Source organism: Dolichospermum flos-aquae CCAP 1403/13F, from assembly GCF_012516395.1.
GTDB classification, from domain to species: Bacteria; Cyanobacteriota; Cyanobacteriia; order Cyanobacteriales; family Nostocaceae; genus Dolichospermum; species Dolichospermum lemmermannii.
The window spans coordinates 2435785-2461615 of sequence record NZ_CP051206.1; the positions used below are offsets into that span (position 1 = coordinate 2435785).

Genomic DNA, 25831 nt, shown 5'->3' on the forward strand with positions numbered 1-25831 from the left:
AGTAAAATTTATTAAGGAGTATTGATTATGAATAATTTGCAAGATATTACTCAAGATAGATTAGTAAGACCAATACATCCAGGTGAAGTAATTGCAGATATCTTAGATGATTTAGATATTAATCCTAGCAATTTTGCAGAAATTTTAGGAGTATCTAATCAAACAATTCAGCAAATTATTAATGGTGAAAAATCAATTACTGTAGATATTGCAATTCGTCTTGGTAAAGCTTTAGGTAATGGACCAAGACTTTGGTTAAATCTTCAGCAAAAGGTTGATGTTTGGGATGCTTTGCAAAGCCATAAGGAAGAATATGAGCAAGTTATGACTTTGGGTTAGAAGTTAGCGATATTTAGGGCTTGCTGAATAAGTGAGAAAAATCAACCCTCACCCGGTAGTTTTGCTATTTGTGAAAAAGTCTGCCTAGTAGCATCAAAAAAACTCAATGCTGCGTCAAAATTACTCTGTGCAATATAAGTAAACTGTTCATCCAGATCAGCACTAGCCTTTGGTCTAATGACAATTTTTCTAATCATTGCTATGATTTGCGAATTCTTTCAAGAAGTTGGGTACGTTTTTGTTCCCACCATTCATCCGTAATCTCAATTGCTTCACCGCTATCTAATCCTTCCAATAGTAATTTTTCTATTCGTGATTTTTGGACTTTTTCTAAGTCTTGACGAATTAAGTGTCGAATATATTCGCTGGTTGTACTGTAGCCACCTTTTTCAAGCTGTTCATTGATAAAGTCCCGCATAGAATCGGGAAGAGAAATATTTACTGTAGTCATAGCTAATAAGTGTTTATTTTGCTGATTATTTAATTATGGCAAATATTGTCAATTTTTGTCAAATCAAATATTTAATGCGATAGCGCGACCTAGGAATCACTGTTTGGGGATTTGGGAGTGCGATAGCGAAGCGCGACCTAGGAATCGCTGTTGAAGGTGCGATAGCGAAGCACTGACCGAAGGTATCGCTTTTGGGGATTTGGGAGTGCGATAGCGAAGCGCTGTGGATAATTGGATTTATGAGGACACGAACGAAACTTTCATCAAAGATGAGGAAATGCAAAAGCGTTTGATGAATCTCAATCCTCATTCTTTCCGCAAGATTGTTTCTACTTTGTTGGAAATGAATGGACGCGGTTATTGGGAGACTAGCGAGGAGAATTTAGACCGGTTACGTGAGTTGTATCAGGAGGTAGAAAACCGGATTGAGGGAATTGAGTAAACATTTTCAGTCTGGATAACGCGTATCAAGTTTAGGGACACGGATATCTGTGTCCCTATTTTTTATGTATTTATGATGACAAATTAATCACTCAGAGTAACCAACTGTTTTGAGATTATTATTTCAGTTGATCTCTTGACATGACATCATATTGTGATATCATAGTAATTAGGTCGTAACCAAATACAAGTTAAGGAAAGGTGTTAACAAAACAATGAAACGTTCTGTAAAGCTAGATTCAACGCTTTTATACTTAATATGTGATGTCAGTAGCTTCATTGAAAGGTTGCAACTTTCTTTAGCTTGGCTGGCTTATGAACCAGTAGTAACATCACCGGGGAGTAATGAATGGATCTCAACAATAAACAAAGAAAAACTTTAGAATTAATTTTTACAAATCCTGTACCAGCAAATATTATTTGGCAAGATATTGAAAGTCTATTTATAGCTTTAGGTGCTTATATTAGTCAAGGTAGCGGTTCAAGAGTAGGAGTTAAATTAAATGATGTTAAAGGTCATTTTCATGAACCACATCCCCATAAAGAAACAGATAAAGGAACTGTTAAATCTGTACGTGAATTTTTGACAAAAGCAGGAGTTGAACCATAATTAGTTGATTTATAATTAGGCCATATTGAAGATTTGGGGTAATTCCAAAAATTGCCCCTACCACAATAAAATCGAGTTGAGGTTATTAGAGTTATGTTGACTTATAAAGGATATACAGCATCAATTGAAGTAGATGTAGAAGCAGGAATACTTTTTGGTCGTGTTCTAGATATTAATGATGTTGTTACTTTTAAAGCTAAAACTGTCGAAGAAGCACGTCAAGAATTTGAAACTTCTATTGATGGCTATCTAGCTTTTTGTAAAGAATTAGGAGAAGAACCTGATAAACCTTTTTCAGGAAAATTACCATTTCGTACAACTCCAGAACATCATCGGAAAATTTTTATTGCAGCTAAAAAAGCAGGAAAAAGTATCAATGCTTGGATGGATGAAATGTTAATCAATGCTGCTGAAAAATCAGTTAAAGCATAGATCATTATTTTGAATTTGGGGATGTTTTGGTAATATGGAAAATGTATTCAATACATCACATCACCTATACTTTTAGTTGAATATTAAACAGTTCATAAATTGAAGAAATTAATACCATGTTTTTTGATCTTTTTGATCCCGGTCAGAATCGCTCCTCGCAAGTATTTAGCGTTCGCCCAGCACAGTCCATACCTGACGACGTTAGAACAGATGAAATACAGATTAAAGAGCTTGAAATATATGAGGAGTTCTTAACTCAAGAGCCGATACTGATTGATAGATCAAAAAGTAGCAGTACCTCTGTGGAAACCTTTGAGTTTAGCAAACAATGGTCACGGCAATTTAATCTAGAGTATGAAAAAGCAAATAAAAAAGGACATGGTTCTGATCTTGCTTCTTCCTTGGAATCATCAATAGGTGTTGAAGCAGGAGTTAAGTCAGAAATAAAGTCAGGTATTACATCAACCCTCAAAAATAGTGTCGAGGAAACGATAAAGACAAAATACTCCATTACCGAAGGAGTTACATATAAGAGAACTGAGACAACCCAGATAAGTATTCCTGCTTACACAAAGACAAAACTTATTATCTGCTGGAAAAATATTTGGCAAAAAGGGGTAATTGAGATAGTATCACCTTCCTCTAAAATTCAAATACCATTTAGTGTTCTTGTAAGCTTGACTTTTGATAGAAAACAAATTGATCTATAGACAATACTAATCCCCTGCTTGTAAGTAACACTTGTTTGGAGTGGGGGATGAGCGATAGCGCAAGTGCTGACTTTTCAATTCGTTGTTTGGGGATGTAGGAGTGCGATAGCGCAAGCGCTGACTTGTCAGTTCGCCTTTGGGGATGTGTGGGGATGCGATCAATGTTTGGGCTGTGGGGGATGCGATAGCGAAGTGCGACCTAGGAATCGCGTTTGAGGGTGTGGGGAAGTGCGATAGCGAAGCGCTGCTGCAAGCAGTTCGCTTTTGGGATGTTGGGGATGCGATCGCGTTCGCGGTAGCGTCCCGGAGGGAACTAGCGCGACCTAGGAATCGCTATTAATTTGGATAAAACCTATATACATCAATGGTTCTGAACATATAAAAGGGATATTTAATCACAAGGGGAGCGGTAGAACCAACTCTTCCAAACTTGGCACATTTACCCAACTTCCTGTTTCATGAGATTCATGGGATAAATCCATTAACAATTGCGAAATTACCCCTTCTTTTAAAGAAGGGGTAATTTCTTGATGATTAGTAATTCCTTTTACCCATTCATCAACAACACGAAGAAAAGCACAAATTCGCCCATCATGATAATGTTGAGGAAAGAGAAATTGTTGGGGAATTGCTATTTCTGTTAAAGATTCTCCCGGTTGAGAACCCCAAACCCGAAAACCATGAATATAGTCTTTTTGATTCTTGCTACCTAAAACTAATGTTCCCTTATCACCATAAACTTCTATCCAATGAGTTCTAGCTGCATGAACAACCGCACTAATAGCAACTTGGCAAGGTGTACCATTTGCCAATTCTAGAGATAATAAACAAGTATCATCAGTATCAACTGCTTGTAATTCTCCAGTTACTGGATTAACTCTTTCCGAAATAGCAGTAATTAAATGAGCGTTTAATTTGTGAACTGGACCAAATAACCAATTAATATAATCAAAAGCATGAGAACCTAAAGAACCTAAAGCACCACCACCTTTTTCTTGAGTAGAATACCAATTCCAAGGACGAGAAGTATCAGCGCGAGAAGAACCCAACCAATCAATTTTAATTAATCGGATATTCCCCACATAATTTTCAGCAAGAAGTTGAGCAAAAAATTGCCATTCTGGAACAAACCGAAATTCAAAATCTACAGTGGCAATTACACCTTGATTTTTGGCTAATTGATATAATTCTTGAGATTCATTGACATTTAAAGTTATAGGTTTTTCTAACAAAAGATGTTTACCAGCTTGCAAAACCTGTTTAGCCATTTCATAGTGTAAAAATGGCGGTGTGGAAATGCTAACAGCTTCAACTGTCGGTAAAGCTAGAATTTCTGCTAAATTATCGCTTGCATAAGGGATATTATGAGCTTCTGCAATAGTTTTTGCTTTATTGACATCTCGATGATAAACAGCGACAATCTTAGTATTATGATGTGCTTGAAATGCGGGAACATGGACTTTTTGACCAAATCCCGTGCCAACAACTGCTACCCCAATCATGTTTAGTCTTTGCTAAGTTTACTTAAAAGAATGCAGAATTTAGAATTTAGAATTTAGAATTACGTTTTGCAACGGGGATTTTACCCCGACGCAAAACCCGCTGCTTGTAGAAGCAGGGGACTTTAACCCCCAAAGGTAAGTTAAAAATAATTGTACCTTTGTGAAGATAGAAAATCAATTATTTAGTTTGATCAAATTTAATCACGAAAGAAATGGCAATACTCACCATCAAAATCAAGGTCATACTCAGTGCTGAACCAAATCCCCAATTTTGACTAGCACCTAAAAACTGATTATAAACTAACCGCGCAGCAGTCATACTCGAAGCACCACCCAGTAATTCTGGGTCTATAAAATCTCCCAACCCAGTAATAAAAACTAGTAGCGAACCAGCCGCAATTCCTGGTAAAACTTGAGGTACAGTCACTTTCCCAAAGGTTTGCATGGGATTTGCACCCAAATCAGCAGCAGCTTCTAACAATTGTTTATCTAACTTTTCTAAGGAAGCATATAAAATTAATACCATGTAGGGTAACAGGCTGTAACTCATGCCAATTAATACCGCTAAGTTACTGTTCAAAATATTGATAGCGGGTAAACCAAAACTGGCTAATATACTATTTAATAATCCAGTGGGACGTAAAATTGTAATCCATGCGTAAGAACGCAATAAAGAAGAAGTCCATAAAGGTAAAACAAAAGCTAATACTAATAAAGTTTGCCACCGCTTCGGTGCTATTAAAGCAATCCAATAAGCAACGGGAAAACCTAAAATTAAAGTAATAATAGTAGTACCAAATGCCAAAAGAAGTGAGTTGAATATCACCTTTAAATAAATCGGTTCAAAAATGCGAAGATAGTTACCTAAACCGCTGGGATTTACTAAATCTCCTGGTCGAATATCTGGGACTAAACTTAACTCAAAAATTATTAATGTTGGCAAAACTAGCAACATTAATAACCAAATACCAGATGGTGCTAGTAAGCCCGAAGGAGATAACCAATTTTTCCCAGCAGGTTGTAATTTCTCTATTTTGTTCAGGTCGCTAGAAGATTCCATTTGCAAATTAGTGATTATTATTTAATTACCCATTACCCATTACCCATTACCTGTCACCAATTACCATTTTTTAAGTTAGTAATTGAGTCCAATAGCGTTCATAAATTTCTTCAAATTTTCCTAAAGGTGTCAGACGTTCACATTTTGCTAAAAGTGATTGAGGAGGAAATAAATTAGTATTCTCTTGAATTGCTTTTGGTAACTGTTCAAATCCTGCCCGATTAGGAGTAGAAATATATAATCTTTCAGAAATTTTTGCTGCTACTTCTGGTTGCAAAATTAAATTAATCCAGGCATAAGCACCAGCTATATTAGGATTAGATTTGGGAATGACAATAGTATCAGTCCATAATGAAGAACCACTGCGAGGAATTACAAATTTGAGTTTGGGATTTTCCTGGCAAATTTTGACGGCATCAGCAGAATAACACATAGCTATCGCTAAATCTCCCGCCAGAATTTTATTTTGCCAAGCATCTGTATCAAAAGCCGCAATAGCAGGTTTTAATATTTGTAATTTTTGATATGCTTCTTTAACCTCATTTTTATTTTGGGAATTATAGGAATAACCTAACATCCGTAATGTTGCACCCATTACCTCTCGCACATCATTGAGTAAGGTAAAGCGTTTATTTAGTTGATATTGATTTTGCCAAAGATACTCCCAATCTTCTGGGGCATTTGTGAGTTTTTCTGAATTATATAATAAACCCGTTGTTCCCCAATTAAAAGGAAGACTGTAACGGTTATTAGGGTCATAACTAGGACTATGAAATTGGGGAAATAAATTATCTAAGCCAATTAAACGGCTATGATCTATTTCTATTAATAACCCTTTTTCCGCCATCTTTTGTACCATATAGTCAGATGGGTAAATGATGCTATAAGTACCACCACCTCCAGCTTGCAACTTAGCCAACATCACATCATTGGATTCATATACATCTGCTATTACTTTCACACCTGTTTGGGTCGTGAAGGTAGTTATTAATTCTTTATCTGTATATTGAGTCCAGGTATAAATATATAGTTTGTCACTTTGATTAGAGCTAATATAGTTTGACCCCACATTAGCTAGTCGCCAACCACAACTACCTAAAGATAAGGTAGAAAATGCCGCCATCTTTTTGAGAAAATTCCGTCTGTTAGTCATCTAATTTACATCTTGACTAATAGCTAAACAGTCAAATTTTTCCCACCAAGCATAAATGGGTGTAGTCCTATCTGGTAAGCTACCATAAGTATTGGGTTGTAAAACATTGAGGTTAACACCATTGATTAATTCCACAACATAATTAACATGAGTTCCTAAATACATGACATTAATTAGTCGTCCCTCGAAACAATTTGTGGGTATATTAGGTTGATAAAGGGAAAGTTGAATTTTTTCAGGACGCACACTAACAACAACACTTTGAGCTATTTTTAGAGGAGTTTGTTCATTACGACCAACAATCATGGTTAATCCGGTTTTAGTAGAAATTGTCACAGATTCTGCATCTACTTCCACAATTTCACCGCTAAATAGATTAGTATCACCAATAAAGTCAGCCACAAAAGGTGTTTGCGGACTTTCGTAAATTTGGCTAGGAGTACCAATTTGTTCTATTTTGCCTTGATTCATCACCGCAATGCGATCAGATAAGCATAGTGCTTCTTCCTGATCATGTGTCACCATCACAAAAGTTAACCCTAAATCCTTGTGAAGATTAGATAACTCAACCTGCATCTCCTTGCGAAGTTTTAAGTCTAATGCTCCCAAAGGTTCATCGAGGAGAATGACTGCGGGACGATTAACCAAAGCCCTGGCTAAGGCTACCCGCTGTTGCTGACCACCGGAGAGTTGACTGGGAACACGCGATCGCAAACTTTCCATTTTTACTAGTTTCAAAGCATCTGTAACGCGACTAGCAATTTCCGATTTGGATATTTTTTTTAATCGCAATCCAAAAGCAATGTTTTCCCACACATTCAAGTGATTAAATAAAGCATAACTTTGAAATACAGTATTCACAGGTCGCAGATAAGGAGGAACATCAGTCATTAACTGACCTTGAATGAGTAACTTCCCAGCATCCACCCTTTCAAATCCAGCAATTAAGCGGAGTGTCGTTGTTTTTCCACAACCAGATGGACCTAAAATACTAAAGAACTCTCCCTGTCTAACATCCAAATCCACTCCCTGGACTGCGGGTTCTTGGTTGAAAAACTTAAATACGTTACGCAATTCAACATCAAGTGGCTGTAATGTTTTTGAACCTCTTTGATTCTGTATCGCAGTTTGAGCCATAATCTTGTCAGTTGTCAGTTGTCAGTAGGGGCGAAGCATTTGGAAGATAAATTATCGGTCATTGCCAAAAATAGTTCTCCAAATGCTTCGCCCGTACAGCCGAAGCATTTGGAAGATAAATTATCGGTCATTGCCAAAAACAGTTCTCCAAATGCTTCGCCCGTACAGTTGTTCGTTGTCAGTTCCAGTCCCTAGTCCCCACTCCCCACTCCCCAATTCCTATGGCTATCTTATCATCATTATTTAGTATAAAAAAAAATACACGCACAGTTGGACGTGGTGTCCAATCCACATTTGTAATTTTATTCACATTATTAATGTTATCTGGTATCGGCGCTAGATTAATATATTTACAAATTATCGAAGGAAAAAACCACCGCATCCGCGCAGAATCTAATCGGATTCGGATTATTTCCAAACAACCAGAAAGAGGTAATATTTTTGACCGAAATGGTAAATTATTAGCCAGCACCCGTTATCCCCGATCTGTATATTTGTGGCCAATGGCACATACCAAACCCTCCTGGCCGGTAGTTGGTCCACGTCTAGCCAAAATTCTCGACACCTCCCCAGAAGAGATCGAGAAAACACTTGAACAATCTGCTGTTAATCATTCTTCACTAATTCGCATCGCTCGCAATTTAAACGAAGCACAGGTAACAGCCTTAAAAGAGTATGAAAATGAACTACCAGGAGTAGAAATAAATACTGAAGCGGTGCGTTATTATCCTCATGGTCAAGAGTTGGCTCATATACTTGGCTACACCCGTGAAGTTACCGCTAAACAGTTGGAAAAAAAGAAAGCTGAAGGCTACAGATTAGGAGATGTCATGGGTCAAATGGGAGTAGAAAAAGCGTATGAAAAATTGTTAAGAGGTGAATGGGGAGGGCAGCAAATAGAAGTAGATGGTAGCGGTAGACCTCTACGAATATTGGGAAGCAAACAAGCGAAAGCTGGTAATGATCTGCACTTGACCATAGATTTAGATATACAAATGGCAGCAGAAAAAGCTTTAGGTAAACGCAATGGCGCAATAGTCGCCATTGACCCTAAAAATGGGGCTATCTTAGCCATGGTATCTCATCCCACCTTTGACCCCAATATCTTTTCTAAACAAAAACTTTCTCAAAAAGATTGGGAAACTGTCCAAGGTTCTGAACATCCTTTAGTCAATCGTGCCATTAGTGTCTTTCCTCCAGCCAGTACCTTTAAAATCGTCACCACAACCGCTGCACTAGAATCAGGTAAATTTTCTCCTGATACGGTATTACAAACCTACGGTTCTTTAACTATTGGTGGGACTACCTTTGGTGAATGGAATCATGCTGGTTTTGGACCATTGGGTTTTGTAGGAGCGATGCAGTGGAGTAGCGATACCTTCTTTTATCAAATTGGTAAGCGAGTCGGTGGACCAACATTGATCGAATGGACTCGTAAATATGGATTTGGTCAAAAAACCGGCTTTGAATTTACTACAGAAGAGTCCAAGGGTTTAGTTCCCGATGAAAATTGGAAACAGAAAACATGGAAGATACCTTGGAGTGTCGGTGACACTGTGAATATGTCTATTGGCCAAGGTGCTTTACAAACTACACCTTTACAAGTCGCAGTCATGTTTGCTGTCCCGGCTAATGATGGTTATCGCGTCCAACCCCATGTGTTGAAAGATAATGAAGAAGCTAGAAGCTGGAGAGAATCATTAAATCTCAAGCCCACAACTGTCAAAATTTTGCGGGAGGGATTGCGGAAGGTAATTACTGAAGGTACGGGTAAGGTATTAAATGTCCCCTCTCTTCCCCCGGTAGCCGGTAAGAGTGGGACGGCTGAAGCTTGGAAGAAAGGAGTTAAAGAAAATCACGCTTGGTTTGGGGCTTATGCACCTGCGGATAAGCCAGAAATTTTAGTGGTGGCCTTTGCGGAACATTCCGGTGGTGGTGGTGGTAGTGTTGCAGCACCCATGATTTTAGAAATAATGGAAAAACATTTTGCTCGAAAATAGGTGATTGTTAAAAACACAAAAAAATACCCTGAAATTATCTCCAGGGTACATATACGTTTTTCAGGCATTAATAAATTTAAGACTAATCAACCTCAAAAAATATTTCTACTACCTAAAGTAGAGTTATCAGAAAATAGGCTGAAAACCCCAGAATTGACACCTAAAAATCCAAAAAGTTTTTAGTCATCCTTGATGATTAGCGGGCAAGATGCCCGCACTACCAAAAACCCGTCAAAATAAATTTGACAGACTAAGTAGGTAAACGGAAAAAAACCGTAGACGCGGAGCGGCTTCTCGAAGAGTAATATGTAACGAAAAGTAAAGTTGCTCAAAACCTCTTATCTGTTTCCCGTTCCCCGTTCCCCGTTGCCTCTGAATTTGATTTCGCTTCCAAATTTTCCAGTCGGCTTTTCAATTCCTGATTTTGCTGTTTAATTTGATCAAGTTCCTCACGTAATTGCTTCAGGGTTTTGTCTGTGCCAATATTCTTTTGCACTTTACTCACTTCCTCTTCAGCATAGCGACGAACACGGCCATCTGCGGTTTGATTGGCTAAAGATTGCAAAATACCAATGGCTTTGGGAGTTTCCATTTGTCCCAAGGCTGTTAAAACCGCTACCTGAGTTAAAAAGAAAGTCTCTCTAGCAATTTCCGCTAATCGGTCTAAAATTCGTTCGATATTAGCGGGAGTTTGACCAGTGGAAATTTTGCCAACAGCGCGAATTGCACCAAGACGTAATGGTTGCGGTATCCCAGCTTTCGTGTATTCCAGTAATAAACTTAAAGCTGCTTCTGAGGATTTGAATTCAGCTAAACCAGCCACAGCCCCACTGCGGACAACTTCATTCCAACCAGCCCGTTCTTCTAAAACAGATTTGAGTAACTTGATTACCTTGTCTTCATGGGGTTTATCTTCCAAATGTGCCGCTGCTATAGCCGCAATAGTCCGACAAGCCGCAGCTTCTACATAGTAGCTGGCATCCCCATGTTGGACAACACTCTTTACAGCTTTATAGCTATCATGAGTTTTAATTCGCGCTAAAGAACTAATCACAGCCTGCCGCACAAAGGGACTAGGATCATCTAATCCAGCTACTAAACCATCAAAAGCTTGATCTAATTGAATTTCTGCCAATTCCTTAGCAACTTCGACCCGCACACCCCAAAAAGGCTCATTTTTCAAAGCTGAGGATAGGGCTAAAGTCGCTTCTAATCCGCCTTTTTTCGCTAAAGCTTCCGCAGCATAAATGCGAGAAATGGGATGAGGATCAAATTCTAATTGGGCTTTTAATTCGGAAATTGGAAATTCTAACTTGACTGTTTTTAAGTAATTATTGCCCACATCAAAGCTAATAAAATCAGGCTTTTGTGTTAGTGGAAAGTAAAAACTTTGTTCTTTTTCATGTACCCGAACTGTAAAAGTTGTGAGTTGGGAATTTTCTTTATATCCAAAACCAATGGGAATCCTGAGATTAAATAAATCCTTACTATCGGCTTTGGCTTGGGTTTGGGTGACTGTCACCTTCGCTAAATTTGCGTCACCATCCCAGGCATAAGCTACTTTAAAATCAGGATGACCACCACGATAGACATATTTATCAAACAGGAAAGCCAAATTTCGTCCTGTGGCTTTTTCAATTGCTCTTAATAAGTCTATAGTTTCGACAGTGTTGTGGGCGTTGTCTTGAACAAATGTTTGGACTGCTTGCCAAAATAATTCATCGCCCAATTCTGCCCGAATCATGTGATAAACACAAGATCCTTTTTCATAAATGTGGCGGTCATAAAGTTCAATTGCTTCGCGGTAAACATGAGTTACCATGGGTCTGCGGTAGCGACTGCTATCTTCACTTAAATAACTCCACGCTTCCTTTAACCGATAATATGCGGCTTCTTGGTCGCCATATTCCCGTTGGGTCCACATTACCTCTGAATAGGAAGCCATACCTTCCTTAATCCAAGCATGGGACCAATGTTTAATTACCACCAAATCCCCAAACCATTGGTGTGCAAGTTCGTGGACAACTAAACTTTCGGTATTACGATTATCTAATATTGCTCGTTCGTCTAGTAAACATCGGTCACTTAATAGAGTTGTGGAAGTATTTTCCATGCCTCCAAAAATAAAGTCGTCTACGCAAACTTGAGCATATTTGGAGAAAGCGTAAGGATAACCATACTTTTCACTGAGAAATTCAATCATTTGGGGAGTTTTGCCCATGCTACGTTGAGCATCTGCTTCTCGTCCCTTTTCGACGTAGTAGGTAACAGCTTTACCATGCCACTCGTCCCGAATTTCCGCAAAATCACCAACGGCTAAGGTCATCAAGTAGGTAGGATGAACTTGTTGTTGTGACCAATGGTAGGTTTTGTATTTTGCCTCCTCTACGGTGTCAATTAGTTCACCGTTGGAGATAGCTACTAAGGGATTGGGAACACGAACGCGAATTTCTGAAGTTGATAATTGTCCAGGGTAGTCGAAACAGGGAAACCAGTAGCGAGAATCTTCGTCTTCTCCTTGTGTCCAGACTTGGGTCGGTTTGTGGGGGTAGTGTTTGTTTGGTTGAATAAAGTAAATGCCCCGTTGGGGTTTTTCGGCGGCGTAGGCGATCGCAATTAACAAGCGATGACCAATTTCAGTGGGTTGTGACAGGTAAATACCAAGTTTTTCGCCATCATATTCAAATTTTTGCTCAACTGCGTTTACTTGTACAGCGGTGATCTTCAGATTTACCGCATCCAAAGTCAATCTATCAATCCCATTCCGCACTGGTAATAGGCGAATACTACAAGTTCCGTAGCAACTTTGGTTAGGGATATCCAAACTCAGATCCAGAAAAATATGTTCTACCTGTCCAGGTCGGTCAGGGTTATAGTGTGGTTTTGCCCCTGGTAATTCAAAACGTTTGTGTCCGGTTTTTTCGGTATCAAAATAAAACTGCAACATTTATTATTTCTAGCCTTCTAATTCTAAAAGATTTAATGGGATGTAAATCATACAAGTAAAGAAGTGTAGCGTAGTATGACATTTTTTGATCAGCAAATTCTTCGCTACCTTGATTCAAGAAAATCTTGATCCGTGATCATTTGTTATTGAGTACAAATACTACTAATTTTCCATATAGATTAGTTTTAGAATAACTTGGAGATGAGAAATTGACTATTGTTTTCACAGGAATAAGATATCATTTGCGGATTCAGCCTTGACCATAATGGAGTATTATTTAGACCCAATTACAACTTTTTGGTGAGCATAAACCGTTAATTATATCAGCAATTACCGTAAAATTAGCGGAAATTAGGGATAAAAAAAGGATTTAAACATCAAAATCTCTGGGAATTATGTTTTTTCACCACTTGATTGTAAACTGTCTCTAACCGCCAGGTATTTTCAACCCTTTTATACTCAATATGCGATATTTACTGATGTCAACTAAGTTAACAAAATCCCCAAAATATACTTGTTTTTCATGGGTTCTCCATTAGATAAAATCCTCTGTCTACCAATGATCATTGCGTAGATTCTGCAATAAAATTTACAACAACAAGGAGCATTTACCAATGTCTGAAAAGAAATCATCATTTTTAATCCCTGTAATCGGTACTGCTGTAATTATAGCAGGAGGCATAGCAGCTTATATGTATCTAAAGGGTGGTGGTGATAGTTCTAGTCCTTTAGGTAGTGCTAAATTAGTACCTGCAACTGCTCTAATGGCAACTTATATTGACACTAATCCTGAATCCTGGCATAAGTTACAGCAGTTTGGTACACCGGAAGCGCAGAAATTACTGGCAAAAGAATTCCAGAGTTTCAACCAACAAATGTTGAATGATCATAAAATTTCTTACGAAGCAGATATCAAACCTTGGGTTGGTGGGGTGATGATTGCGGTACTACCACCAGATGCAAAAAAAGTATCCGAGAATAACTTTCCCACCTCCGAAGCCCCAAATTATTTGTTAGTGGTAGGGATTAAAGATAAAATAGCTGCTTTGAAATTTGCCAATAAGTTGAAAGACCAAAAAAACGTCAAAATTCAGGAATCGGACTACAAAGGTCAAAAAATTATCGAATCTACTGGTCAAGGTCAACCGACTTATGTAACAGTTTTGAATAATGACCATTTGCTGTTTACATCCAATAAACAATCTGTAGAAAAAGCGATTGATACCTATAAAGGTGAACCTTCTTTTGCTAGTAAAGAAGGGGCAAATGATATTCTTAGCAAAGGTGTGGATGTTAAAAACAGTTTAGCGCAAATTTATGTTCCTGATTATGCCAATATGGTACAACAATTAACTGCTTTCAATCCTCAATCTAAACAATTACCTCCACAAACCCTCGCGCAAATTAAGCAAGTCAAATCACTAACAGCAGGTGTGGGCATAGATGATGGCGGATTAAGATTAAAAGCAATTGTGAATTTAGATCCCCAACTGAATAAATTTGAATATCAAACTACTCCCGCCAAAATTGTGGGACAATTCCCCAGTGAAACTTTGGCTTTAGCTAGTGGACAAGGTATTAGTAAAAGTTGGCAAACTTTTGTGGAACAATCTAAAGATTATCCCGAATTAAATCAAGGAATTCAACAAGCGCGGACTCAACTAAAAGTCCTGCAAATTGATTTAGATAAAGATATTTTTGGCTGGATGAATGGAGAGTTTGGTTTAGGTGCAATTCAATCTAATCAAGGTTTATTAGCTAATACCGGTTTTGGAGGTGCGCTAGTATTAGATACGAGCGATCGCAAAACTGCTGAAGCCACTTTCACTAAACTCGATAATTTTGCCAAACAGCAACGGCTGAATGTCGCTCAAAGAACCATTGGCGGTAAAAATGTCACAGAATGGCAAATCCCCCAACAAGGCGCTCTAGTGGCACATGGTTGGCTCAATGATAATACAGCATTTCTGGCTATTGGTGGACCCGTTGCGGAAATACTGGCAGATCGCAAAGGTGCATCACTTGATCAAAGTGATACTTTTAAAACTGTTACAGGTTCTTTACAAAAACCCAATGGTGGTTATTTCTATTTAGATATGGAAAAAACCAAAACCATAATTGAGCGTTTATCCGCTCAAAGTCAACCTTTACCTGCGGACGCTACTGCTATTCTCGATTCTCTTCGTGGTATTGGTGTGACTGTTAATAGTCCTAGTAAATCTCTGACTCAAATGGAGATGTTGTTATCTCTTAAATCTGCTAAAGGGAAATAATATTCTTTTTTGAATTTTTTTCACGCAGAGGCGCACAAGGCGCGGAGAGTAGTTTGTAGGGTGCGTCAGACCCGATAATTTCGTAAAAAACAGATATCTTCTCTCTGACGCACCTTATTCACTGGAATCAGATTTCTAGTCAAAATAGACTTTACGATTCCTTAGACATAATTCTCACAAATACATATAATATATGTATGCAAGTTGAATGGAATCCTGAAAAAGCTAAAAGCAATTTACAAAAACACGGAGTCAGTTTTTCTGATGCTGAGGCCGTCTTGTTCGATCCTTATGCACTTTCTTTTGAAGATCAATCAGCACAAGGTGAACAACGATTTATTATTATGGGGATGGATCACCTTTGGCGGTTGCTAGTAGTAGTCTATACCTATCGAGGTGATAACATTCGCTTAATTTCTGCCCGTCCTGCTACTCCTAAGGAGAGACGTGAATATGAAACCGGAATATGATTTTGATCAGGCTAAACGGGGTGCGATTATCCCACAACAAGGTAAAACTCGTATTACCATCTATATTGATGATGATATTTTGGAAGCGTTTAGACAAAAAGGAGACGCTGAAGGGAAAGGTTATCAAACAATGATGAACCAAGCGTTACGAGAATATCTTGATCAAGCCAAACCCCCCTTAGATGAAGATACACTACGCCGAGTTTTTCAAGAAGAACTGCGGGCTGTAACTTTTGTTAGTTAAGTTTATGATTAATTGAACGCGGATAGACGCAGATAAACGCAGATTTTTATGATTCTGTACAGTTTCATATAAAATTGTGATTATTCCATGACGGCTAATACAGATTTTGGTAAGAGTTTTTCTTTAAACCAAATTATCCTTGCGGGAACGTTATCTAGTTTGACTCCGGCTTTTTCTAGGTTCAATCTTTCGGAAATTGCTAAGATCAAATTATCACAATTTGCCTTTCTTACTTGAGCAAATTTCTTTTGTAAATATTCTGGTCGCCAATAACCGACAATTTCTAAGATAAACACCCGTCCGTCTGGATGAACTAGCCGAAAATCGGGAATCATCACACTACCAGGAATGGGAATTAAATCTACTTCTCGTTCTAAGATCCAACCACTTTTTAAGGCATCCCATTTACTCGCAAAGGATTCTTCTAACATACTATCATAGGGTTTACCTGGGGGATAATGGGATACTAATCCACATTCTGAATTGAGGGTGAATCGTCCGGTTTTCCATTCGTTTGTATAAGAATCACGGGTTTTTAAGGTTGCTGATAAACTCCATTTGGTGACATGAAGTAAAGCCGGAATTAGTTTGGCTATGGCTAAACCGTAGCGGGTGCTGGGAGTAAATAAACTGGTAGGACCATCCACACTAATTGTAAAACCATGATCAGCATCACCTTCAATATAAGCCATTAGTTGAAATAGCTTTAAATAACGAAATAAGAGTTTATATTCTCCGGGAACATTGCGATGTGCATTTAATACTAATTGACTAGCTTTATAAAAAACTCCTTGGACTTGAGATAAATTATAACGATGTAAAACTTCTTCTGGTTTAGGTGCATCAAAAGCAGTTAAAATTTTATTTTCTGATAAATCAGCATAAAGTCCATTTTTTATTTGAGCAGGTAAAACTTCTTGGTTGAGTTCTTGACTTAAATCATCAGCAATTTTATTTAAAATAATATCAGTTGATTCTCGACTAGCAACGGATTTTGCTGCTAATGCAAATACTTTTGCTCTTAACATGGGAGGTTCGAGGGGACTAACTACTTCAAATGTACAAAAACCACTTTTCAGAATATAAGCTAAACCCCGTTTCATGCGGTAATCTGTGGTATCTCCTTCAAAGTCTGCTAACTGACGTTCTAATAATCCTTGAGTTTTTCCGACTGCTTCCTGAAAAAAGCTAATTAATTCAGTTGCTAGATTCAAATGTTTTTGATCAAGTTTCAGTCTTTTTGGGATAATTTCTTCGCCGTTTTGGCGGTGTATCAGTAGGTCTGTTGGTAACATCTTTCTTTTCGGTTGAATAATTAATTTCTAACTGTTCTGCTGCTTTTAAATCGCTTTTCTTTTCACTACTATAAACAACTTGTAAATTTGCTCTTTGCGGTTTTTCTTCCTGACTATTATTTTCTCCTCTGCGTCTGGCTGAAGTTCCTTCTTCGCTGGTATCTTCGGCTATGACTTCATATAAAATTGCCTGTTTATTTTCTATATTACCTTTGCGTAAAATCCTCCCTAAACGTTGAATATATTCCCTCGTTGAACCTGTTCCTGATAAAATAATGGCAATACTAGCTGCGGGGACATCTACACCTTCATTTAAGACATTAGAAGCAACTAAAGTATTATATTCACCTGATTTAAATTTAGTTAGGATTTCATGTCTTTCTTTGACTGGTGTTTGATGAGTAATCGCGGGAATTAATAAGTCTTGAGAAATGCGATAAACTGTGGCATTGTCAGCGGTAAAAATTAAAATTCTTTCGGGATAATGGGTGGCTAATAAGTCTACAAGTACCCGGATTTTACCATCTGTGCCTAAAGCGATTTCTTTGGCTTGACGATGTGATAACATTGCCCTACGTCCAGGTTGAGAACGCGCACTCATTTGCACAAACATTTGCCAACCTTGGAGACTTCCTAAAGATATTTTTGATTGCTTTAAAAAATCATTGCGAGTTTGAATTAACTGATTATATTTTTCTCGTTCTAATTGGGATAATTTAACTTTAATTTGCACAATTTCATGAGCAGCTAAAGCTTTTCCTGCTAAATCTTCAGCGCATTTGCGATAAACTTCTTTACCAATGAGGATATCTAAATCAGCGTGTTTACCATCTGTGCGTTCTGGGGTTGCGGACAGTCCTAACCGATAGGGAGCGATCGCATATTCCGCAATAACTCTGTTAAAATCTGTAGGCAAATGGTGACATTCATCAAAAATTATCAAGGCATATTTATTACCCAAACTTTCTGCGTGAATAGCCGCACTATCATAGGTAGCAACTAAAATTGCGGTTCTATCCCGCGAACCACCCCCCAGTAAACCTACTTCCCCGTCAGGAAAAGCCGCTACTAAGTGAGCATACCACTGGTGCATTAAATCCAAGGTGGGGACGACAATTAATGTCGTGCGCGGTGTGGCTTGCATCGCCATTTGGGCTAGATAGGTCTTACCCGCTGCTGTCGGTAGCACAACTACCCCCTGTCGTCCTGCGAGTTTCCAAGCCGCTAACGCCTCATTTTGGTGAGGATAGGGAGTCATTTCTAAACTGGCAACCAACTCTAAGGGATAAAAAGCCTTGGCTTGATCAATAAAATCTGTGGCTTCTGCTTGGAGTGCTTCAACTAAGGAACGGTATCTAATTGCCGGAATACGGAATTTTTCAATTCTATCATCCCAAATTGCATAATCTATCCAAGTTTTACTGCGTGGTGGTGGGTGTAAAATTAACGTGCCACGATCAAAAGTTAAAGTCGGGTGACGAGCCATTTATTTTCTCTCAATCCAGTTACACTGATGTAACTACTCATAACGCAAAACGGGGATTGAGAGACTGCACAGAATAATAATCATCCATATTTATCTGCGTTTATCTGCGTTTATCTGCGGTCAATTATTCTTGATATTGTATTCTATGCAGCTTCATATTAATTTGGTTTTAGATGTTCTTAATGCCAGGCGCGATCATACTGCTTGGGGACTGATACAAGTTGGCGTAGTTGCTTTGCAGCCCGCCTTGCCCAGTAAGGATCACGTAACATTTCTCGACCGATTAACACCATGTCTGCTTGTCCAGTGCGAAGGATCTGATCGGCTTGTGCCGGTTCTGTAATCATGCCCACTGCTCCGGTAGCGATTTTAGCTTCGCGGCGAAGGCGATCGCTAAAGGCAGTTTGATAACCAGCACCAACGACAAATTTCTCTCCAGGGACAATTCCCCCTGATGAGCAATCTATTAAATCAACGCCCAGGGATTTTAAAATATGACAGAGGGCAATACTTTGCTCAATATCCCAACCATCACTAATCCAATCAATGGCAGAAATCCGCACCCACAGCGGCATCTGATCTGGTAGAATGTTTCGCACGGCTTGAACTACTTCACATAAAAACCGAATCCGATTTTCAAAACTGCCACCGTATTCATCTGTCCGCTGATTGCTCAGTGGAGACATAAATTCATGCAACAAGTAACCATGAGCCGCGTGAATTTCAATTAAGTTAAATCCGGCTGCTAGGGAACGTTGAGCCGCATTTACAAATGATGCAATCAGTTCTTTAATATCTTCAATACTCAATGCTTTGGGAGCAGGACTTTCTAACCTAAAGGGAATAGCACTGGGAGCGATTGGAGTCCATCCTCCTTCAGATTCAGAAAGCTCTCCACCTCCATCCCAAGGTGGTGTGGTACTAGCTTTTCGACCAGCATGAGCAAGCTGAATCCCCGCTACAGCCCCATGATGATGTAGTGACTCGACAATTTTTGCCAGCATTTCAATGTGGGCATCTTGCCAAATTCCCAAATCTTGCGGTGTAATTCGTCCTTGTGGCTCAATTGCCGCTGCTTCCGTCATAATCAGCCCTGCACCTCCCACAGCACGACTGACAAGGTGAACGAGATGCCAGTCATTTGCAAAGCCATTTTCGCTGGAATACTGGCACATGGGTGACACTGCAATGCGATTGGGAAAGTTAACACTGCGTTGATTTAATGGCTCAAATAAATGCGGCATAATTGAATGTCCTGCGGATACCTGTAAAAGATTATTATAGAGAAATTTGCCTATGATTTGTGGGGTGATACGGTGAATACAGCTAGTAGAATGGAATCCCACGGTATTCCAGATAATATCCAGATTTGTGAAGCTACATATGAGTTGTTGAAAGATAAATATTTGCTGGAAAAACGGGGTTTAATTAAAATTAAATGTAAAGGGGAAATGATGACTTATTTATTACATGGAAGGAAGATATAAGACAGCAGAAGTCAGGAGTAAAAGTTTTTGTGCCTCTAATACTGACAATAGAAGTATTTTTACAGTATATTTGTTATTGAGGATGTTACTAACAACGTTACTACAGGTGAAAGGTTGATTCGATGGTGAATTTAGACTCCAGCACTATTAATGAATTAGTGGAAATACTCAGACCGTTTTTAGAATCTGAGAGAGAACGTCAATCTTTCTTAATAGCTGCGTTAGGTACTGGCACACCTGTTTTGCAATATATTGATTGGGGTGGTTCTGTGGCGACTTTTGCACCGCAGATGCTACGTAAATTAGCAGATTATGGTGGAAAACAATTACTTTGTCAGATTTTGGAATATGCGCGATCGCAAGTAGGAATAGATAAACAGCAACGTATAGACAAAATACTGGCTTCAATTTCATCAAATAAACATCAAGATGAGTTTCAGGACTTGGCAAAATTAGAAAATCTTCAAAGTAGTTCGCGTCAAACAAAAACTATTTTATTCCTAGCATCTAGCCCTACGGATGAAGATAAATTAGACCTGGATAAAGAAGTACGAGAAATTAAAGAAGGTTTGCGAAGGGCGCAAAAGCGAGAACTGTTTACTTTCCAGCAATGTGAGGCAGTTCGTCCTGATGATTTACGTCGTGCCTTGTTAGATTTTACCCCACAGATTGTTCATTTTTCTGGACATGGTTCGGGTAAACATGGAATAGTTTTAGAAAATGATTTAGGAGAAGCACAACTTGTTTCAACTGAGGCTTTAGCCAATTTATTCAAACGATTTGCCAAGCGAGGACTTGAGTGTGTTGTTCTCAATGCTTGCTATTCGGAAATTCAAGCAGATGAGATAGTTAAACATATTGATTATGTAGTGGGGATGAATAATCCCATTGGAGACGATGCAGCTATTAAGTTTGCTGTTGGTTTTTATGATGAACTAGGGGCTGGTTATTCTTATGAAGATGCTTATGATGGTGGCTGTGATGCGATCGCACTCCAAGGAATCCCAGAAGAACATACCCCAATATTAAAAAAAAAGTCCAATTAACGGTAGCAAATCCCGTTGATGAATTGGTGCAGAAAGTGCGATCACATTTTCATAACGATATCCAAAGATTACACGGTACAATGCCACTTTTGGGGGTTAGCCATTCGGTAGATTTGGGTGATTTGTTTGTGGATGTTAATATCCTAGAGGCAATAAATAGCGATCGCAGATTGGAACAAGATGATCTGTGGCAAGATTTTATAGATGGTGTTAACAACTATTCTAGTTATCGTAGTTTCGATAGGATTGGTTTAGGAAATCAGCAACAGCGAGTATCTGGGTTAGAAGTGCTTGATAAAAATACCAATTTAATGCTGTTGGGAAAACCAGGTTCAGGAAAAACAACTTATCTACAGCGTATTGTCACCGAATGCAATCAGGGGAATTTGCAACCGCATCGAGTTCCAGTATTAATTAAAATGCGGGAATTTGTGGATGATGGTTGTGACTTTGAATATAATTTAAAACCTTATTTAACTCAACAATGGCGACTTGATAAAACTGAAACAGAATTAATTTTAAATCATGGTAAAGCCTTAATTTTATTAGATGGTTTAGATGAAGTTTCGGGAACAGATGGACGGGAGATATCAAAAAAAATTCAACAATTTGCTCGTAATTACCCGCAAAATCAATTAATAGTAACTTGTCGCACAAACAGAATAGAGGATCATTTCAACTGGAAATCACTTCGTTTTGATTTTATAGAAGTTGCAGATTTTAATGAACAACAAGTAAACGCATTTGTAGAACACTATTTTAATGCTGTTAATCCTAGTAAACAAGAAGGACAGAAAAAGGCAAAAGAATTTTTAGAAAATTTCTATTTAGAAGAAAATCAAAATATTCGAGAATTAGCGATTACACCAATTTTATTAAGTTTAACTTGTGCAGTATTTCATGAACGAGGTAAGTTTTATTCAAAACGTTCAACATTATATGAAGAAGGATTAGAGTTACTGTTGAAAAAATGGGACGATTCAAAAGGAATTGAGCGCGATGAAATATATAAAGTTTTGTTGCCTGAACAGAAACAAGAACTTTTGAGTTATTTGGCAGTGAAGAAGTTTGAACAGCCTCAGTATGTGCTGTTTGAGCAGGAGGAAATAGAGGGATATATTGCCGACTTTTTACATATTACACGGCGAGATAGTGGCGTGGTTTTAAAGGCAATTGAAACGCAGCATGGGTTATTGATTAAACGAGCGCAGAAGGTTTGGTCATTTTCTCATTTAACTTTTCAGGAATACTTCGTAGCGAAGTGGTTTTGTGATCAGGCTGATTTCTATCAATTATTTAAGCACATTACTCAGCCACAATGGCGAGAAATCTTTTTACTTTTGGCGGAGATGTATATAAATACACAGAAATTTATGTCATTGATGAAACAAAAAATTGATACAATACTTGTTGATGATGAAAAATTACAAAATATTCTTGACTGGGCAAATCGGAAATCTGCCTTAGTAGATAATTGTCGCAAATTAGTCGCAATTAGAGCTTTTTATCTATCAATGGAAGTACAAAAATCATTTGATAACAGTCTATCACGTACTATCGAACCTTCATTTAATCCTGGTATATCTCATGTCTTAGAAGTAGATCATCTATTATACCGTTGTGTGTTTCATGCTCATAATCCAGATTTTAGCCGATCTCTATATGAGAGAAACTCATCAAGCTATTCTTCTAATTCTTTTATATACTCAACCTCTATAATTATTCAATCTTTAGATTTTGAATTGTTTCTTGACAAAGTTATTGAACTCTCGTTGAGAATGCAGCCACAACTAAGAGAAGCATTAATAAAACTCAAGGATAAATTACCAAAAGATGAGGAAAGAATAAATTATCAACAGTTCTGGAATAATAACAAAAAATCTTGGATAGAAGACTTAGTAATAAATATGAGTAATTATCGTCAAATTAGTCTGATTTGGCAGTTAAATAATGAGCAAAAAGAATTATTTCAACAATATTATGATGCAAACAAGTTATTAATAGATTGTCTCACTAAAGCTATTACAGTGAGTGATAATCTTAAACAGGAAATTGAGGAAACATTATTACTACCCATCACCGAAATTGAAAACCGCAAACGTGCAATATAAACACTAGTCAACGAATTTGAGCTAATTGAATCAATGCTTCTGCACGTTCCGCATCTTGTTTTTCAATCAGTTCAACATAAATTAATAACTCTTGATGCTCTGTTTCTGTAATTTCTTCAGTTTCATTTTGCTGACGCAAATAATTCAATCTATCTTGTTGTTCAGCAGATAAACGCCGTTGAATAATTTGAATTAAATCAGTTTCTCTAGTTTCAGATATCTTTGTTTCTGATACCTGTAAAGCTTGATGAGAAAGAGATTCTAAAAATTCAACAGCCTTTATTAAAGATTCTCCCGGTAATTGTTCCAGGAGTGCAATTGCCCTTTGACGAATTTCTGTAGGTGCAGTCATACTCAATCTGACCTCATTTATATATAGCTTAGATTATAAATCTTGCTCTAAACTAAAATTTATTACCTAATTTCAATAGAATACAACAACCATGACCGTACAAATATCACAAATAGACTGCCAACGCCTTACCTATATAATCCAAAATTTACCAGATTTTGTCAATGTGCGCGATCGCTGTTGTAATTTAGATGCCAAATTGTGATTATTTTAGATTCTATCGCTCAGTCTTCAAACGATAATTTAATCACAGTCAATCCTCAATCTCCCAACCTGCAACAGCTACAATGAGAATTGTTGTGATGTTCTCTATTAGCTAAAGTGTCAGACTCTTTACCATTATGCGAGCATTATCTCGCTTTAATTAACGATATTATCGAAACCACTCTCAAGGGTAAAATTAGCTCTGTAGAGCAGGTTTATCAAATGTTGCTCAAAGGTATCACTTCCGGGACTGGGGAGGTGTTTGAGTTAGTTTTGAGCGATCGCCTGAATACGATACAATCTCAGGTAGACTCGGAAACCGATGAACTGAAAAAAGCCAAAGCCACCCGCAGCTTACGCGCTGCCAAAACCATCCAAACTCAATGGCAACGGTGGCAAGAACAAAATAAAGCCACTGAAGCGATATCGCTATCTATGCGGGAAATTACCACAGCCACCGCAGATGAGCGATTAACGGCTTTGCTACGAGCTACTGATCCTAATCAGAAGTATCCCTTAAATTTGTCTCAACTTCAACAGTTAGCCAAATCTTTACAACAATTTGCCAGTGCTAATCAAGATTTTCAGCAAATTGCTGACGGGATTAATCGTGGTATCGCTTCTTGGCAAAGAATCCAAGCAAATTTACTGAATTGGATGTATGAACGCAAAAATTCATTAGGATTTGGAGGTGTACCTGGAGAAAATAGTCCTTGGGCAAGTTGGGCTAAAGTAGTTAATAGTGAAGTTCCCCAAATCTTTTTTCATACCTTAGCAGTAGAACAATCAGCTTTAGAATTTGCCGAAAAACAACAGACAATAAGTTTAAGTAATTGGGTAGAATTAACAATAATTTTACAGCTTTTACAAAGGGGTTTAATTAATTGGTTTGACCAACAAGCTTATGATATTCAAGCAGGACCCAAATTATCTATTTCCACATTTTTAACATTTGCCGTCATTTGGAGTCAATTAGCCAGTGGTTTTCAAAATCAGGCTCTAATATATAGTAACGGTGCATCGCAAATCATGCTGCAAATTTTGCGAACCTTTGCCCAACGTCCTTACTTTCCCCTTTACGGTGGGATTTTTGCCTCATTTTCTGGTAGTTATTTGCGGGATGCTTTGGATTATTTAGATGCCCCTTTACGTTCTGCCGAAGGTACTCAAGAAAAAGCCCGGATTTTGACATTATTGGGGTATTCCCAGCGCGGTTTAGGCAGATATGATCGCTCCCTTGATTTTCATCAACAAGCCGTAGAAATAGCCAGAAATGCCGGAGATAAAATCTGTGAAATCGCCAATCTTAACCATCTGAGTCGGACTTATGTGCAACAACAAAATTATGGTGAAGCCATTAATTATAGTCAACGGGCATTAATTTTTAGTAGACAAACCGGGGACAAAACTGGAGAAGCTAACGCTTTAGTAAATCTAGGTTATAGCGAAGTCATGCAAGCCAAGCAAACAGAAATTAGTGAACCAGAAGTTTATGAATTTGCAATTAACTATCTGGAACAAGGATTAAAACTAGCAGAAAAATTAAATGATTTACAAAGTCAAGCTTTATGTTTTAGTAGTTTAGGAATTGCTTATTTAGTTACCGCACAATATCCAACAGCAATTAAATATTTAGAAAATGCCTTTAAAGCCGCCCAAATTTCCGGAGATTTGTATTTACAAGGCAGAAATTTAGCATATTTAGCTGAAGCTAATTATCTTATGGCTAATTATGAAAAAGCAGTTTATACTGGTAGTCTAGGAATGTATCTTTTAGATCAAATTGCTTCTGATGAATGGCGACAACCTGCTGGTTTATTGACTATTATTAGGGGACAAATTGGTACAGACAAATTCCAATTATTACTCCAACAAAATCGCCCCAAAATGATTGCCATTATTGGTGTTGATGGCTATGATTATATTCCCACATTGTTAGTGAAATATCAAGAGGATATGTAATTACTTACCTGTGGGTAGAGAAGGCAAATTAGGGAAAAATACGTTGATTTACCCTTAATATAAAATGTTGGGTTTTCTTGCGTCAATCCAACCTACCTCACTAGAATGGACACCTATTC

General features: G+C 38.0%; 23 protein-coding genes and 1 pseudogene. 14 read left to right on the forward strand and 10 right to left on the reverse strand.

The features are described from left to right. The first annotated feature begins 27 nt into the window (after positions 1 to 27). Positions 28 to 339, forward strand: a complete 312-nt coding sequence (locus HGD76_RS12115; protein WP_168695923.1) for a HigA family addiction module antitoxin — start codon at positions 28 to 30, stop codon at positions 337 to 339. A 199-nt stretch (positions 340 to 538) separates the two neighbouring features. Here the strand turns inward: HGD76_RS12115 and HGD76_RS12125 are convergent, their stop codons facing one another. Next, on the reverse strand, positions 539 to 790 hold the full coding sequence (locus tag HGD76_RS12125; protein WP_148761413.1) for a type II toxin-antitoxin system ParD family antitoxin: 252 nt from the start codon (positions 788 to 790) through the stop codon (positions 539 to 541). 220 nt (positions 791 to 1010) lie between these two features. Between HGD76_RS12125 and HGD76_RS12130 the strand changes: the two are divergent. From HGD76_RS12130 to HGD76_RS12145, 4 genes and pseudogenes are all read left to right on the forward strand, one after another. Further along, positions 1011 to 1232, forward strand: a pseudogene (locus HGD76_RS12130) (cobaltochelatase subunit CobN); the annotation flags it as partial. A gap of 348 nt (positions 1233 to 1580) precedes the next feature. Beyond that, a complete protein-coding gene (locus HGD76_RS12135) occupies positions 1581 to 1841 on the forward strand; it encodes a type II toxin-antitoxin system HicA family toxin (RefSeq protein WP_168695924.1) in 261 nt (86 codons plus the stop codon). A 93-nt stretch (positions 1842 to 1934) separates the two neighbouring features. After that, positions 1935 to 2273 (forward strand): type II toxin-antitoxin system HicB family antitoxin, encoded by a 339-nt coding sequence (locus HGD76_RS12140; protein WP_148761409.1) that lies wholly within the window; start codon positions 1935 to 1937, stop codon positions 2271 to 2273. Between the two features lie 116 nt (positions 2274 to 2389). After that, a complete protein-coding gene (locus tag HGD76_RS12145; RefSeq protein ID WP_168695925.1) occupies positions 2390 to 2983 on the forward strand; it encodes a hypothetical protein in 594 nt (197 codons plus the stop codon). A gap of 395 nt (positions 2984 to 3378) precedes the next feature. On the opposite strand, the gene HGD76_RS12150 is transcribed toward HGD76_RS12145, so the two are convergent. The 4 genes from HGD76_RS12150 to HGD76_RS12165 form a co-directional block, all read right to left on the reverse strand. After that, positions 3379 to 4485, reverse strand: a complete 1107-nt coding sequence (locus HGD76_RS12150; protein WP_168695926.1) for a Gfo/Idh/MocA family protein — start codon at positions 4483 to 4485, stop codon at positions 3379 to 3381. Positions 4486 to 4663: 178 nt separating this feature from the next. Further along, positions 4664 to 5545 carry an ABC transporter permease gene (locus HGD76_RS12155; RefSeq protein WP_210967776.1) on the reverse strand — a complete coding sequence of 294 codons (882 nt, stop codon included), beginning with the start codon at positions 5543 to 5545 and terminating at the stop codon, positions 4664 to 4666. 70 nt (positions 5546 to 5615) lie between these two features. Continuing rightward, the gene (locus HGD76_RS12160) at positions 5616 to 6698 is read right to left on the reverse strand and encodes a polyamine ABC transporter substrate-binding protein (protein ID WP_168695928.1); all 1083 of its coding nucleotides are present in this window, start codon (positions 6696 to 6698) and stop codon (positions 5616 to 5618) included. Continuing rightward, a complete protein-coding gene (locus HGD76_RS12165; protein WP_168695929.1) occupies positions 6699 to 7835 on the reverse strand; it encodes an ABC transporter ATP-binding protein in 1137 nt (378 codons plus the stop codon). 18 nt (positions 7836 to 7853) lie between these two features. Here HGD76_RS12165 and HGD76_RS12170 point away from each other — a divergent pair, with 18 nt between their 5' ends. Then, positions 7854 to 8030 (forward strand): hypothetical protein, encoded by a 177-nt coding sequence (locus HGD76_RS12170; protein ID WP_168695930.1) that lies wholly within the window; start codon positions 7854 to 7856, stop codon positions 8028 to 8030. A gap of 26 nt (positions 8031 to 8056) precedes the next feature. Beyond that, positions 8057 to 9835 (forward strand): penicillin-binding protein 2, encoded by a 1779-nt coding sequence (mrdA, locus tag HGD76_RS12175; protein ID WP_168695931.1) that lies wholly within the window; start codon positions 8057 to 8059, stop codon positions 9833 to 9835. Positions 9836 to 10163: 328 nt separating this feature from the next. Here mrdA and HGD76_RS12180 read toward each other — a convergent pair whose 3' ends face one another. Next, positions 10164 to 12782 carry a M1 family metallopeptidase gene (locus tag HGD76_RS12180; RefSeq protein ID WP_168695932.1) on the reverse strand — a complete coding sequence of 873 codons (2619 nt, stop codon included), beginning with the start codon at positions 12780 to 12782 and terminating at the stop codon, positions 10164 to 10166. Between the two features lie 614 nt (positions 12783 to 13396). Here HGD76_RS12180 and HGD76_RS12185 point away from each other — a divergent pair. From HGD76_RS12185 to HGD76_RS12195, 3 genes are all read left to right on the forward strand, one after another. Beyond that, entirely contained in the window at positions 13397 to 15055 is a 1659-nt protein-coding gene (locus HGD76_RS12185) for a DUF3352 domain-containing protein (protein WP_168695933.1), read from the forward strand. Positions 15056 to 15252: 197 nt separating this feature from the next. Further along, entirely contained in the window at positions 15253 to 15525 is a 273-nt protein-coding gene (locus tag HGD76_RS12190) for a BrnT family toxin (protein ID WP_168495787.1), read from the forward strand. Further along, complete coding sequence (locus tag HGD76_RS12195) at positions 15509 to 15769, forward strand: BrnA antitoxin family protein (RefSeq protein WP_096669913.1); 261 nt, start codon at positions 15509 to 15511, stop codon at positions 15767 to 15769. The genes HGD76_RS12190 and HGD76_RS12195 overlap by 17 nt, the downstream gene beginning before the upstream one ends. Before the next feature lie 80 nt (positions 15770 to 15849). On the opposite strand, the gene HGD76_RS12200 is transcribed toward HGD76_RS12195, so the two are convergent. From HGD76_RS12200 to HGD76_RS12210, 3 genes are all read right to left on the reverse strand, one after another. Beyond that, positions 15850 to 17064, reverse strand: coding sequence for a DUF790 family protein (locus HGD76_RS12200; protein ID WP_168632262.1), 1215 nt, complete (start codon positions 17062 to 17064; stop codon positions 15850 to 15852). After that, positions 16994 to 18550: a DEAD/DEAH box helicase gene (locus tag HGD76_RS12205; RefSeq protein ID WP_168695934.1), complete on the reverse strand. Its 1557-nt coding sequence runs from the start codon at positions 18548 to 18550 to the stop codon at positions 16994 to 16996. Before HGD76_RS12205 ends, HGD76_RS12200 begins: the two co-directional genes overlap by 71 nt. Before the next feature lie 179 nt (positions 18551 to 18729). After that, entirely contained in the window at positions 18730 to 19794 is a 1065-nt protein-coding gene (locus HGD76_RS12210) for an NADH:flavin oxidoreductase/NADH oxidase (RefSeq protein WP_168695935.1), read from the reverse strand. Positions 19795 to 19830: 36 nt separating this feature from the next. Between HGD76_RS12210 and HGD76_RS12215 the strand changes: the two genes are divergently transcribed. The 3 genes from HGD76_RS12215 to HGD76_RS12225 all read left to right on the forward strand — a co-directional run bounded on the left by HGD76_RS12215 (position 19831) and on the right by HGD76_RS12225 (position 23194). Then, positions 19831 to 20037 carry an adenylate/guanylate cyclase domain-containing protein gene (locus tag HGD76_RS12215; protein WP_325064841.1) on the forward strand — a complete coding sequence of 69 codons (207 nt, stop codon included), beginning with the start codon at positions 19831 to 19833 and terminating at the stop codon, positions 20035 to 20037. Positions 20038 to 20159: 122 nt separating this feature from the next. Continuing rightward, positions 20160 to 21083: a CHAT domain-containing protein gene (locus HGD76_RS12220; protein ID WP_233467198.1), complete on the forward strand. Its 924-nt coding sequence runs from the start codon at positions 20160 to 20162 to the stop codon at positions 21081 to 21083. A 35-nt stretch (positions 21084 to 21118) separates the two neighbouring features. Further along, a complete protein-coding gene (locus HGD76_RS12225; protein WP_168695936.1) occupies positions 21119 to 23194 on the forward strand; it encodes an NACHT domain-containing protein in 2076 nt (691 codons plus the stop codon). Between the two features lie 7 nt (positions 23195 to 23201). Here the strand turns inward: HGD76_RS12225 and HGD76_RS12230 are convergent, their stop codons facing one another. Then, entirely contained in the window at positions 23202 to 23546 is a 345-nt protein-coding gene (locus HGD76_RS12230; protein ID WP_168695937.1) for a hypothetical protein, read from the reverse strand. A gap of 321 nt (positions 23547 to 23867) precedes the next feature. Here HGD76_RS12230 and HGD76_RS12235 point away from each other — a divergent pair, with 321 nt between their 5' ends. Next, positions 23868 to 25712, forward strand: coding sequence for a tetratricopeptide repeat protein (locus HGD76_RS12235; RefSeq protein ID WP_168695938.1), 1845 nt, complete (start codon positions 23868 to 23870; stop codon positions 25710 to 25712). The last annotated feature ends 119 nt before the right edge of the window (positions 25713 to 25831 follow it).